Raw genomic sequence first — 12,232 nt, 5'->3', positions numbered from 1 at the left:
GGTGGTTTAGACGGTCAGCATGCGGATCACTGCCGGGAAGGCCATCAGCAGCATCACCAAGACAGCCAAGAGGGCTCCCGGCGCGGTCATCTTCTCGCTGGCCGTGTTCGCCTCGGCTGCCTGATCGGCTAGCAGTTCGGCATTAAGCGCCGCGGTACGGGCCCGCAGCGCCTTGTAGACAGCGGCGCCGTCGGTAGCTGAACCGCGCATGATGTCGGCGACATCGTCCAAAACGGGCAGGTCGTACTCATGGGCGAGTTCCGTAAGCGCTTGATACGGCGGGATCTTCTCCAGCCGGGCCCGTCGCAGCGCGCCCTGCAGATACAAGAAGGGCCAGCCCTCGCCCACCTCGGCGGCCTTCTCCAGCGCCTCAGCGGGCCCGGCGTCGGCGGCCCGCTTGAGCGCGACCAGGTCCAGGTAGGCGGAAAGAGCGTGGGCGAACTCCTCCCGTGCCCGCTTGGCCTGGTCCCGCACGGCGAGATCAGGAGTGATGAACAGCAGGGCCGCGACCATGAGTCCGACGCCGTCGGGCACGTAGAACGGCAGGTCCACACCCGCGATGATCCACGGAATCGTCGCGATCATCGGGCAGAGCAGACCCAGCGCGGCGAGCGCCGTCTTCTTGAGCATGAACTGGCCCGGCCCCTGACCGAGCAGGGCCAGGTTCGTAGTGGGGACCTTCACGCCCGGGAGCCGCTCGAGGCGGGCTAGCAGCCACCGGCCCCACACCTCCTCGCGGTCCAACTCCGGCTCGGGCATCGTCAACGCTGCCGGGGCGCTGCGCTTGAGAGCTGGCCCCAACGCAGGCTGGGGCGGAAGGAGTTCGCGGATCAGCAAGGCGACGCCGGCGCCGACCGTGCCGCCGGTCAGAACAACGGGGAGCAGGTTCACGAGGCGGCTCCTTCCTGTTCTCGGGTGGTGATCGGCAGGTCCGGCTCCGGGGCGGGCGCAGGCAGACGGACGGTGCTGGTCGGGTCGGTGATCAGGAAGCGCGGGATGCGGCGGAAATTGCCCAGCTGCCGCATCAGGGCGAGCACGCCGACGAACCCGGCAGTCAGGAAGGCCAGCACGAGCTGTCCGAGGAGCGTGGAGTACGGCTTCGTATATGACGGCACGAAGAACCCGGCTACCACGACGCCCACGGTGATGATGGTCATCCACCGCACGGTGGTGCGGGGCTTGGCCCGGTCCGCCTCGATGGCGCGCTTTTTGGCTACCTCGTCTCGGACGGTGCCCGAAAGGTCTTCCAGTGCCTGAGCCAGGCCCGGGCCGCGGTCGTTGACCGACAAGATGAGCGCGGCGACCACCTTGTCTGCGGTGACATCGTCCAGTTCCTCGGCGAACGCGCGGAGCGCTCCGTCCGGCCGCCACCCCAGGCGCAGCCGGTCGGACAGGTTGACGATCTGCGGGGCGAGTTCCTCCGGTGCCCCCTGACGGCTGGTGATCATCGCCTGTTCCAGGCCCATGCCCAGTCTCAGCAGGCCGGCCAGCCGCTGCGTCCACTCGCTGAGGGCCTCCAGCTGACCGATGCGCGCCTGCGCCATCTGAGCCGGGCTGATCAGCCAGGGCACGCCAATGACGGCCGCGCCGAGCAGCGCACCCCCGACGAAGTTTCCCGAGACCAGCCACATCGCTACGAAGACCACGACGGACGCGACCATGAGGGTCCGCCGCCGCAGCCGGGTGTCCTCGCTCCCCTTCTTCCCACCGCGCAGGACCGCCTGCCAGCGCTTGACCAGCGGGGCGCGGCGCGGCGCAGTGGTGCCCACGAGACCCGCCACGACACCGATCAGCCCGCCGACCACGGCCATGCCGCTGAGCAGGGCGAACAGCAGCGTCATCGGCTCACCCCCACCTTCAGCGGCAGCGGCGCCGGCCAGGCGCCGTACGACTCCTGCAGCAGGCCTGAGTCGAAGCCGACACGGCGCAGGTCATCAATGCAGCCCGGATCCAACCTCGGAACCGCCCGCATCTCCCCCCACTCGCGGCCGGGGGAGAAGACCTCATTGGTGGCGGGCCGGCCGTTCTCGCCGATCCCCGTCAGCTCCAGGACATGAGAGACGTAGCGGTGCCGGCGGCCCCCGATCTGCGTCTCGTCCGTCATGTCGACGTACACGATGAAGTCCAGACCGTTCGCCGTCTGCCGGTAGGCGAGCTGCTCGGACAGGTTCTCCTGCGCCAGCGCATACAGCTCGGCGATCCGGTCGAAGATGATGTCCGGGCGACGTGCGTGGATGGTGCAGAGGTTGCCGCCGGACCCGTTCGTCAACGCCTGCATCATGGCGACGACTTCCGGGCCGCGGACCTCGCCGACCACGATCCGCTCCAGCGACATCCGCAGCGCCGGATGCATCAGGTCCAGGAGCGTGATTTCGCCGGCGCCGCGCCCGGTGACGTCCTTTTCCCCGTTGGACTCCCGCCCGACGAGGGAGACGACCTGCTTGTGGTAGCCGTTGGCGTGGGCGAACAGCTCGTCCTCGGTCTGAATGGTCGCGAACCGACACTCCGGGTCGAACTCCTTGAGCATCGCCCGCAGCAGCGTGGTCTTTCCAGCCTTCTGCTTTCCCGCGATCATGATGTTCTTCTCCGCGCGTACGCACGCGCCGAGGAACTCGCGCAGGATGGGGTCGATGGTGCCCAGCCGCACCAAGTCGTCGAGATTCGCATGGGAGACCCGGTGCCGGCGGATGACCGCATAGGTCATCGGACCCAGTCCCGTGATGGCCTGAAGACGAGAGCCGTCCTGCAGGGACAGGGCGAGGATGGGGTTCGCAGTGGAGATGGTGCGCTCGCTGTGCCCGGAGCCCCGAGCCAACTCCCGCAGCAGCTCCAGCAGCTCCTCCTCCGAGTCAGCGATTGGACCCACCCGGCGACGTTCACCGTCGCCGTAGTCGAGCCACACCTCGTGCGGGCCCTGGATGATGATGTCCTCAACCCGGTCATCGTCCAGGTACGGCTGGAGCCGGCCGGCTCGGAACAGCAGGTCGTACACCGCGCGCCGCAGCGCCTCGTCCTCCTGCGGCGTCATCGCCTGCGCGTCCGACCACAGCGCGACCGCCTCGGCGATCCAGTTCAAGCAGCGCTGCTCTTCACTGGCCCGGTCCATATCGGGCTTGGTCTTGAGCAGTTCCTCACGCTGCTTGGCGACCTGGGAGGCAATGTCCCGGGCCACCCGGTAGTCGACGGTGATCTGAGGAGCCGCCGTGCCGAGCACCTGCGTACTCGAGGCAGCACCGGCAGCTGCTGGTGCGCCGTTGGTCTGTTGCCACTCCCGGGGCGGCGGGGCCACCGTGGGGTCGGGGTGCAGGGGCTTAGCCTGCATGGGTCACCTCCCCGCCTGCTGCGCGCCGGCCGCGTGGATCGAGGCGGGCCCGACGCATGGCGGCCCGTTGGAGAAGCAGAGTGCTGCACGTGCGGGCGGCCTTCATCAGAGGCGTCCTGGCGAAGTGGCGTGGCTGTTCGGCGCCATCGGACAGCACGCGGGCGTCCTTCGGCGCGAACGGCAGCGTGGCGATCACTGGTACCTGCAGAACGCGCTGCACCTCGCCCGCGGGATAAGGGCCCTCGTTGACCATCAGGACACTGACGTCACCGACGCGCTCTTCCAGTGCGCGCACCCGGCCCTCAGCTGCTTGCAGGCAGCGCAGGGTGTTGCGGACCACCACGAACGTGGCATCGGCCTGCTCGGCCAGAACCCCGGAGGGCCCATACGCCCCGCGGCGGCCGAGATCGATCAGGACATCGTGGCCGCTCTCGGCCTCGATACCGCGGAACATCTGCGCGAGGACCTTCCAGACCTGGCCGAGGCTTGCCGACTGCGAGGGGTCGGTGATGCCGGGCAGCAGCAGCCGGTCGCGCGGGGAGTCCTGCTTGCCGTCCTCGCTGCTCAGGTCGATCAGCTGCCGCCAGAAAGCTTCGCTGAACTCGCCTTTACGGGCGGCGACCGAGAGGTTGCGCAGTCCGTACCGGTCGCCGAGTGTGCCCTGCAGAAGACCGTGCAGCACGGCTCCGCCGTCCGGGTCGCACTCAGCCAGGATCATCCGCCGGTCCGACTCCAGCGGCCACGACATCAGCAAGGCCAGGGCGCTCGTGGTCACGCCGGGCGCCCCGCTGCAACCCGCGAGCGCGATGACAGCCATCAGCTGCCGTCCGGAGCAGAGAGGACCAGGCGCAAGGTGCCAGCTGCCTCCCATGCGGCGGCCGTGGGACCGTCGGCGGCGGTGGTAGCAACGTCAACGACCACAATGCCCGTACCCGGGGCGGCGCCGGATGCCTTCACGACCCGGCCGCCGATGGTCCGCGGCGCGGCGTCGGACGCCTTGCCGGTATCCGTCGCTCCCTGAGCCGGGACATGCACCAGCTGCACCTTCTGCCCTGGAACCAGAGCTGTGGCCGGGATCTGCTTGGGCTCCAGGCCGATCGGCACCAGCTGCTCGCCGGCCTTCACCAGTGAGTCCTTCGTCACCTGCGAGGGGGCGAGCAGGGAGCCTGGCTTGAGTTCCACCGCGGCCCGCTTGCCGACCACCGACTTGAGGTTGTCGGTGCGCACCGCCTTGACCGCCGGGTCCAGGGCGACGGATGCCTTGCCCAGGTCTTCCTCGGTGAGGACCTGGCCGACCTGGACGTCGCGGACCACGGTCACTACGTTGGTGCGATTGCCGACCTGGAGCAGCAGGACGGCAACTCCGGTGCCTCCGGCGGCGATTAGCGCCAGCGACAGGGCGATGACACCTGGTCGTCGCCTGCGAGCCGAGACTCGGGGCGGGGTCACAGGCCCGGCCACGCGTGCCTGCGGGGGGACTCCGTTCGGAGCTGTGTCTACTTGGGTCTTGCTCACCGTTCCGTCCTTCCGGCGGCGTTTACCTGACGACCTGAACTTCGCCGACCGCCACCTGCACGTTGGTCTGCCGGACCTCGGTGAGCTGGCCGGCTTGTCCGCCGCCCTGCCAGTTGATCGACCACGTCGAGGTCGCGGTCACCGGAAACTTGCCGTTCTGGGCACCCGCCGAGGTCTTGGAGTACACATGTCCGCAGGTCGGGGACTGAGCCATGCCCTCGGACGACGTGTACGGCGTGCCTGGGCCGTTGCAGGTCACCGAGGCACCGTCGCCCATTGACCACACGATCTTCGAAACCTGCGCGGTCGCGGTGACGGTGATCCCGCCCGCGGAGGCCGACGCGGTGTTCGGTCCGTAGGTCGTGGCACTCTGGTTGACCCACATCCACATGGGGACACCCACGGTGTACTTCCCGGCCGCGCGCGGGCTGGCGATGTCCGGGCCGAGCAGCGTCATGGAGTCGACCGCGCGCTGCGCCAGTTGCCGGGGGTCCACCTTGGGCACCGGGGGCTGCCCCGTCGGCACGACGACGAAGCCGTCCGGGTTGTTCTGGCCGCCGTCCGTGCACCCGTAGAAGTACAGGTCGCTCTTCTTGGGGTCGGCGCCCTTCCAGCCCGGCCATGCGGCCGGAGGCTTCGGGTCGACCTTGGTGTACTTGCACTCCATCTTGCTGTCGCCGCTGTCGCTGCCGCCTTGCGAGCCGCCCGCCTTGCCGTCGCTGCCGTCGGTCTTGTCACCGGTGCCGACATCGACGCAGAACTTGATGACCTGGCACTTACCGGCTCCGACGTCGGGGCCATCGCCGGCGTGTGCGACACCCGCCGAGGTCAAGGCGAGGGCGCCCGTGAGTGCGGACAGGCGCCGGATTAGCAGGCTTGCTCTTGAGCGGTCAACTTCGTGACCATCCACTTCGTCCCCCACTTTTCAAGCGTTGCCGTGCTGACGTATTTGATGAGCCGTGTCGTGGGTAGCGGAACCGGCTTCTTCGAGGCCTTGTCGATCAGCGTCCAGTGCGTCGTGTCGATGCAGTCCGTGACCGTGGCCGTGGGGATCTTGGCAGCGGTCACCTTCACGACTTTCGGATGGATCACCGGCTTGCCGATGGTTACCTGTCCGGCCTTCCGCATGACCTCGAGGTCGTGCTCGATATCGAAGAGAGCCCTCAAGGTGGTGTTCTTCTTCAGGTCGGTGCCCGCTGAGGAAGCCTTGCTGTAGGCCTCGGTCTGCGCGTCCCAGGAGCTCTGGTACGCCGCGAGGACGGAGGCGTCCGTGGCGTCGACGGTGGAACTGGGGGACGGAGAGACAGCCGTCGGGGTAGGGCTGTGCTTGGACGACGTGTCCGAGCCGCTGTCGCTACACCCGGCCAGCGTCAGCAGACTGCCGGCGAGGAGCAAGGCGGTTGCGTGCTTCCGGGTGCGAACAGCGGCGATCTTGCGCTCCGTAGAGCGTCGTGGTGTAGCTGTCACGTTGCCTCCCCGTACGACGCGGTGCGGTCGACCGCTGCCCCCGGCCTCCGACATCCGGCGGCCCAGAACCGCGGCCTTGTCCAGCTGCGGTAATGCGTTTGCGTGATCGCAAGGTTACGCATATGCCAGTCAACTTCCCAGCGGGGTAGTCGAGTTCACTGGTTCACCAGGGGTCGCATCCGGTCACTTTCGGAACCGGATGTTGATTTGTAGTTCTGTGACTTCGCTCGTCGCGCCAGCACATCTCGCGAGGTGCACGCAGGGTTGGGTGAGGGTCCTGTGAGTGTGCGGGAGATTTCTAACTACCGGCTTTTCGCCGAACCTGCGTGGTCCGAAGGCACCGGCGTGCCGTGCTGTTCGGCGCCTCGGTCAGCGCGGCATGGGCGCCAAGGGTGGGCTGCCGGGACGAGGCGTGGAGCTGGCAAGTGCGCGGCAAAGCGTGAGCTGACTGAGCAGGGGGAAGGACCCACGCTGCGTGAGATCGGCGAACAGGTAGGCTCGGCAGCATCGGCTCGGTGCACTACCACCTGACGCAGCTGGAGAAGAAGGGCGTCATCGTCCGCGAACGGTGGCAGCCGCGCAGCATCCGGCTCACGCAGTGACGCCCTGCCACCTGCCCAGGCGGCGGAGCGAGAGCATGCCACTCTTCCCGAGGGACACACGAGACCGGCCTTGCCCCCTACCCTGGCAGTGACGAAGCTGCTAGGAGGGGCAAGGCCGTGATGTCTTCAGATGCTACCCCGGACCCGTACGCCGATCCGCTGAAGTTCGGCCAGAGGGTGCAGATCCTGCGCGAGCGCCGAGGGATGACGCAGACCCAGGTCGCTGATCTTCTCGGCGTGTCGCCGCATACCTACCGCAAGCTTGAGAACGGGCAACAGAAGGCGCCCGGCCTGAACACAGTGCTCCGTATCGCCGAGATCCTCCGGGTGCGCGATCTGGCCGACCTCACGGGGCGGCCGGATGCACATGTGGATCTGTTCGTCGGGCCGGGCCATCCACGGCTCGCCGCCGTCAAGGCCGCCATCGACTCGTTCCCGCTCACCACGACAGTCGAGCCACCGCCCGTCGCGCACCTCGAGGCCCGGCTCCACGCTGCATGGAAAGCGCGGCACGCGTCGAAAAACCACCGAGACGCCATCGGCAAGCTGCTGCCCGACCTGGTCCGCGACGCCCAGGCACTCGTTCGCCACGCCGACACTGCCGGCCAACGGCGCCAGGCGCAGGCCCTGCTCGCCCAGACGTACTCGCTCTCGCAGTTCTTCATCGCCTACCAGCCCGACAGCTCACTGCTCTGGCGCGTCGCCGAGCGCGGCATGATCGCCGCCCAGGAGAGCGAAGACCCGCACACGATCGGCGTGGCTGCGTGGCTCCTCGCCCAGGCACACCGCGACACGGGCCCCCGCCACTACGACGCCGCCGACGCCGTCAACTTGGAAGCCGTCCGCTACCTGGAGCCCCTGCTGCCCGACGCCAGCGACGACGTTCTCGCCATCGCCGGCGCACTGCAATTCGAACTCGGGTACACCGCGGCCCGCCGCCAGGAGACCGGGACGGCATGGCGGTACTGGGACAGGGCGAACGGCATGGCCTCCCGGCTGCCCGCCGACTACTACCACCCCGTCACCTCCTTCTCCCGGGCCGTGATGGGCGCACACGCGGTGACCGTCAGCGTCGAGCTGCGCCAGGGCGGCGAGTCGGTGCGGCAGGCCGCCCGGGCAGACCGAAGCGTCATCAAGTCCCGTCCGCGCCGCGCCCGGCACCGGATCGAGGAGGCCCGCGGCTACCAGCTGGACAACCAGCCCGACGTCGCCATCGCGTCGTTGGAGAAAGCCTACGAAGCCGCACCCGAGACGATCCGGTACAACGGCTACGCCAGGGCGATCCTGCTGGAGGAAGTGGAGTCGACACAGGCGCCGCGCCGCCGCCGGGCGGCCGAACTCGCGAGCAAGGTTGGCATCCTAGCTGCCTGAGAGTAGCGACCGGATTACGGTCGGCGGTGACGTATAGGCGCTCCTACGGTCTAAGCGTCAGGCCCCGACGAGGTGGTGAGACCTCGCCGGGGTGCCAACGCTGCTTGGAGCGTCGACATGTCAGAGACTACGTCCTCCACAGGGACATGCACGTCACTACCGCTCTGGTCCCCGGACAACGCTGTGCAAGCGTGGCTGGCCTCCGCCCACCCCTCGCCGGACAAGGTGCGCCAGGAGTGGAGCAGCGCGGCGAAGCTCGCGCTGATTCCCCTGGGCAGCCGCTTCGATGCGGTGCGCCTGCCCGACGACATCGTGCACGCCGCGGCCGGAAGCGACGACCCCGCCATCGTGCGCGAGCGGCTCACCGACTACCTGGCCGGCGGACCGGTCATCCATGACCCGCGCGGCCGCCGGTATTACGCGCTCGTGCCGCCGGCCACCGCAGCCGACTGGACGTCGCCGGTCGTCGAGTGCCTGGGCATGGGCACCTACTTCGGCGTGCCGCGCACGGACTTCACCGCTCTCGACGAGAACAGGCTGTCCTCCTACTGGGCCGTGCCGGTCAGCTTCGTCGGCGCCCTGTGCCGACCGGCCGACGTCCTCGCGCTCGTGATGGTGGGCGGCGTCCTGGGCAGCGAGGACGAGTCATGACGGCCGCAATGCGAACGGTGCCGCTCGACCTGGAGACGATGCGGGCGGCCGCGGACCGTCTGCTCGCCGACGATGCCGAACCGCCCATGCCGGAGGAACTGGAGACGCTCACGCTCCAACTGCGCGGGCACATCATGCTGCTCATCCCCGAAGTGGAGACGGCCGCCGGGGGCGCCGATGGGGATGGTCCGCGTGCGGCCGCGCGTGCTGGCATCGGAGAGGCACGACGTCGGCTGGACGTTGAGCCGGGCCATACGCTGCCGGCCGGGATCGCGCATGAGCAGCGTCTTGCCCGCTCCGTAAACACTCTGTGTGTCCATTTCGAGAACCTCAGCGGACGGAGATGAGGGACATCGTTGGCCTGCTCGTGTACGTGGCAGCCGTGTCCGCCCCGGTCCTCGCCCTTGTGCTCGTGAGGAACCCGCACTGACGCACCCCCATGGCGGCCGCTCCAGGTCAGAGCCGCACCCCCAAGACGCCCGTCCCGTCGGTGCTCCGCAAGACGCCGGCGGGGCGGGTCCAAAGACCCCCTGCCCCGGCCCCAACCCTTGGACAGGTCGAGCGCCTGGGTCGGGTTGCAGCACCCCTTCTCGAAGTAGTCGGGGAGGGGCCACGATGAACTCGCGGATGAAGGAGACAGAGATGGAACTCCAGCTGTTCGGCATGGCGGGCGGCGGTGGCGGCGGCGAGGGTGGCGACGGCCTGCCGGGCGAGCCCTGGCCGGGCCCGCAGGAGCCGCCGTCCCCCGACGGTGGTCCGAGGTTCGCCGTCTGATGGCGCTGCCTGTGTCGGAGGAGCGGTCCGAGCTGGGCCGCTCCCTCCTTGACAGCAAGGCCATGACCCCGGACTGGGTGGAGACGTTCATGGCCGTGCCGAGGGCCTTCTTCCTGCCGGAAGTGATGTGGCCCTTCGACATGGACAGCGGCACCCACGTCCGGGTCAGCTGGCGAGAAGACCCCGACGCGTGGAGCCGGTACGCCGACGCGGACCTGCCCATCGTCACCCAGTGGGACGACGGCGACAGCGAAGCCGCTGGAACGGTTCCGACGTCATCGCTCTCCATGCCCTCGGTCGTCTTCCGTATGTTGTCCGCTCTCGATGTCGAGCCCGGCCATCGCGTGCTGGAGATCGGCACCGGTACGGGCTGGAACGCCGCCCTGCTGGTCAACCGGCTTGGCGTCGACAACGTCACGAGCATCGAGATCGACCCGAAGGTGGCCGACGCAGCCCGTGCTCGGCTGGCGGCTCACGGACTGCTGGGGCTTGTCCTCACTCGGGACGGCCTGCTCGGCGACCCGGCCGGAGCGCCGTACGACCGCCTCGTTGCGACGGCCGGTCTGCGGCAGATCCCTACCGCGTGGGTCGAGCAGTTGCGGCCAGGCGGGGTCCTCGTCGCTCCATGGGGCACCCACTTCAGCAACGCGGACGCCATCGTGCGTCTCGTCGTGGACCACCAGGGCGCCAGCGGCCACTTCGTGGGGCCGGTGGAGTTCATGAAGGTGCGCTCCCAGCGGCTGCCGTTCGACGGTCACAGCGCCTATGTCAGCAAGGGGATGGTCGGCGCTGCTCCGTCGTCGACGACGGACGTGACGGAGTCCGAGCTGCTCGGGGAGGACCGCTTCGACCCGCGGACCTTCGCGATCGGCCTGCGCGTCCATGACTGCTACCGCTCGGTGGCGGCCAAGCGCGACGGGGCCCGGCCCGTGTGGTTCTACGGGCTGGATGACCGCTCCTGGGCGTGTGTCATGTTCCGCGATGGCCGGAGTGCCGACGTGTGGCAGGACGGCCCGCGGCGGCTGTGGGACGAGGTTCTGGAGGCCCTGGGTTGGTGGTACGCGGCCGACCAGCCTGGCCACGACCGCTTCGGCCTGACCGTGGCGAACGACGGCAGTCAGCAGGCGTGGCTGGACTCTCCAGAAGGCGCCTGGCCGGTCTGACCGGCTCGCGTACGGCCCCGTCCGTCCGCTTCCCCCGAGGCGGATGGGCGGGGCTTCCTGCTGCTTACGTGATCAGCACGGATACGTCCTGGTTCAGGGCTGCCGCGATCCTCCGCAGGTCGCCGTAGGTTCTCGTAGCCGTGACGTGTGGCGTGTAGGGCCCTTTACTGATCTTTTCGTTAGTTCTGTGGGGTTGGGTGGATGGTAAGTCCGGTGTGGGTGAGGAAGGACCAGGGGAGTTGATCGTTCTGGTTGATGCGGCGAATGCCTTGTTCGGTGGCGTCGGCGACGTCTGCGAGGTGGTTGCCGCCGAGGTTGGCGAGCTCGCGTTTCTTGAGCGACGACCACAGCAGCTCCACCGGGTTGAGCTCAGGCGCGTAAGCCGGTAATCGTTCCAGGGTCAGCCAGTCCTGTTCGGCGGCCCAAGCCCGCATGGTCCGGCTCCAGTGGGCGGACAGCCCGTCCCAGACCAGCACCACCCGCTCTCCGCGGTAGAACACCTTGAGCTGTTTAAGGACCTCGATCAGAGCGGCGGTGTCATAACTGCCGGGCTTGAGGTGGAAGCACAGGCGAGGCCCACGGTCGGGGTCTGAGGCGTGGTAGCCGAGAGCCGCGGCCATTGAGGCGCGCTTCCAGTTCAACCGATGCCGCAGGAGCGGGGTGCGGCCGCGCGGTGCATAGGTGCGGCGGACCTGGGGCAGCAGCGAGACGCCCGATTCGTCGAGGAAGACGATCCAGGCACGTTTGTTCATCGCCCCTTTTTGATGCGTGGCCACTCATGAGCGATCCAACGGGCGATCTCGGACTCGTCCCGCTCCACCGCCCGACGCTCCGGCCGCTGCAGGCTCCAGCCCAACCGACTGGTCAGCAGACGCCAGACCGACGCCCGCGACAATGACACCCCTGCCACCCGCTCGACCACCAGACCAACCCGCTCCAGTGTCCACAGATCAGCCTCGAAGCCATGCGCCTGGGCGCCCTGTTCCAGCGCGGTCCGCACCTGTTCGACCTGGACATCGTCCAGTTTCGGCGGACGACCGGTGGCCGGGCGTCGCCGCAAGGCATCAGCCCCGCCTTCCTCCCACACCCGTTTCCACCGCCGTACGCTTTCGTCGCTGACCCCCAGCATCCGTGCGATCTGAGCACTCGAGCGTCCTTGCTCGAACAACTCAGCCGCCCGCACACGCCGAGCCTCGGCCAACTGCGGCCGCGTCAAAGGAGGAACGACAGGCTCAGAGGCAACAGACGAAGGCTTGAAAGACACGACACCAGTGTCCCGCGTCAAGTTTGTGGCTCACTGATCTTGCTCTGAAAGTTGGGGATGCAGGGTCGGGGTGCGGTAGACCTCGATCGGGCGGTGGCCGGCG

General features: G+C 68.4%; 14 protein-coding genes. 5 read left to right on the top strand and 9 right to left on the bottom strand.

What is annotated here, in order from left to right:
• Nucleotides 1-6 precede the first annotated feature (6 nt).
• From ACZ7HQ_RS42410 to ACZ7HQ_RS42380, 7 genes are all read right to left on the bottom strand, one after another.
• On the bottom strand, nt 7-891 hold the full coding sequence (locus ACZ7HQ_RS42410; RefSeq protein WP_471002150.1) for a type II secretion system F family protein: 885 nt from the start codon (nt 889-891) through the stop codon (nt 7-9).
• Complete coding sequence (locus ACZ7HQ_RS42405; protein ID WP_471002147.1) at nt 888-1,841, bottom strand: type II secretion system F family protein; 954 nt, start codon at nt 1,839-1,841, stop codon at nt 888-890. Before ACZ7HQ_RS42405 ends, ACZ7HQ_RS42410 begins: the two co-directional genes overlap by 4 nt.
• Complete coding sequence (locus tag ACZ7HQ_RS42400; protein ID WP_471002144.1) at nt 1,838-3,322, bottom strand: CpaF family protein; 1,485 nt, start codon at nt 3,320-3,322, stop codon at nt 1,838-1,840. The genes ACZ7HQ_RS42405 and ACZ7HQ_RS42400 overlap by 4 nt, the downstream gene beginning before the upstream one ends.
• Nucleotides 3,312-4,139, bottom strand: a complete 828-nt coding sequence (locus tag ACZ7HQ_RS42395; RefSeq protein ID WP_471002141.1) for a hypothetical protein — start codon at nt 4,137-4,139, stop codon at nt 3,312-3,314. The genes ACZ7HQ_RS42400 and ACZ7HQ_RS42395 overlap by 11 nt, the downstream gene beginning before the upstream one ends.
• Nucleotides 4,139-4,771, bottom strand: coding sequence for an SAF domain-containing protein (locus ACZ7HQ_RS42390; protein WP_471002138.1), 633 nt, complete (start codon nt 4,769-4,771; stop codon nt 4,139-4,141). Before ACZ7HQ_RS42390 ends, ACZ7HQ_RS42395 begins: the two co-directional genes overlap by 1 nt.
• Before the next feature lie 88 nt (nt 4,772-4,859).
• The gene (locus ACZ7HQ_RS42385; RefSeq protein WP_471002136.1) at nt 4,860-5,669 is read right to left on the bottom strand and encodes an ATP/GTP-binding protein; all 810 of its coding nucleotides are present in this window, start codon (nt 5,667-5,669) and stop codon (nt 4,860-4,862) included.
• Nucleotides 5,670-5,704: 35 nt separating this feature from the next.
• Nucleotides 5,705-6,304, bottom strand: a complete 600-nt coding sequence (locus ACZ7HQ_RS42380) for a hypothetical protein (protein ID WP_471002133.1) — start codon at nt 6,302-6,304, stop codon at nt 5,705-5,707.
• A gap of 722 nt (nt 6,305-7,026) precedes the next feature.
• Between ACZ7HQ_RS42380 and ACZ7HQ_RS42375 the strand changes: the two genes are divergently transcribed.
• The 5 genes from ACZ7HQ_RS42375 (at nt 7,027) to ACZ7HQ_RS42355 (ending at nt 10,865) form a co-directional block, all read left to right on the top strand.
• A complete protein-coding gene (locus tag ACZ7HQ_RS42375) occupies nt 7,027-8,277 on the top strand; it encodes a helix-turn-helix transcriptional regulator (protein ID WP_471002130.1) in 1,251 nt (416 codons plus the stop codon).
• A 183-nt stretch (nt 8,278-8,460) separates the two neighbouring features.
• Nucleotides 8,461-8,928: a hypothetical protein gene (locus ACZ7HQ_RS42370; protein ID WP_471002127.1), complete on the top strand. Its 468-nt coding sequence runs from the start codon at nt 8,461-8,463 to the stop codon at nt 8,926-8,928.
• Nucleotides 8,925-9,275, top strand: a complete 351-nt coding sequence (locus ACZ7HQ_RS42365; RefSeq protein ID WP_471002124.1) for a DUF6415 family natural product biosynthesis protein — start codon at nt 8,925-8,927, stop codon at nt 9,273-9,275. Before ACZ7HQ_RS42370 ends, ACZ7HQ_RS42365 begins: the two co-directional genes overlap by 4 nt.
• Nucleotides 9,276-9,570: 295 nt before the next feature.
• On the top strand, nt 9,571-9,702 hold the full coding sequence (locus ACZ7HQ_RS42360; protein ID WP_471002122.1) for a hypothetical protein: 132 nt from the start codon (nt 9,571-9,573) through the stop codon (nt 9,700-9,702).
• Nucleotides 9,702-10,865 (top strand): rRNA adenine N-6-methyltransferase family protein, encoded by a 1,164-nt coding sequence (locus tag ACZ7HQ_RS42355; RefSeq protein WP_471002119.1) that lies wholly within the window; start codon nt 9,702-9,704, stop codon nt 10,863-10,865. The genes ACZ7HQ_RS42360 and ACZ7HQ_RS42355 overlap by 1 nt, the downstream gene beginning before the upstream one ends.
• Nucleotides 10,866-11,044: 179 nt before the next feature.
• Here the strand turns inward: ACZ7HQ_RS42355 and ACZ7HQ_RS42350 are convergent, their stop codons facing one another.
• Both ACZ7HQ_RS42350 and ACZ7HQ_RS42345 read right to left on the bottom strand, forming a co-directional pair.
• The gene (locus ACZ7HQ_RS42350; RefSeq protein ID WP_471002116.1) at nt 11,045-11,617 is read right to left on the bottom strand and encodes an IS630 family transposase; all 573 of its coding nucleotides are present in this window, start codon (nt 11,615-11,617) and stop codon (nt 11,045-11,047) included.
• Nucleotides 11,614-12,129, bottom strand: a complete 516-nt coding sequence (locus tag ACZ7HQ_RS42345) for a winged helix-turn-helix domain-containing protein (protein WP_471002113.1) — start codon at nt 12,127-12,129, stop codon at nt 11,614-11,616. Before ACZ7HQ_RS42345 ends, ACZ7HQ_RS42350 begins: the two co-directional genes overlap by 4 nt.
• Between the last annotated feature and the right edge of the window lie 103 nt (nt 12,130-12,232).

This window comes from Streptomyces sp. NPDC037290 (assembly GCF_055603245.1).
Note: the sequence above shows the minus strand (reverse complement) of the source record. Positions and strands in the feature narration are given on the sequence as shown.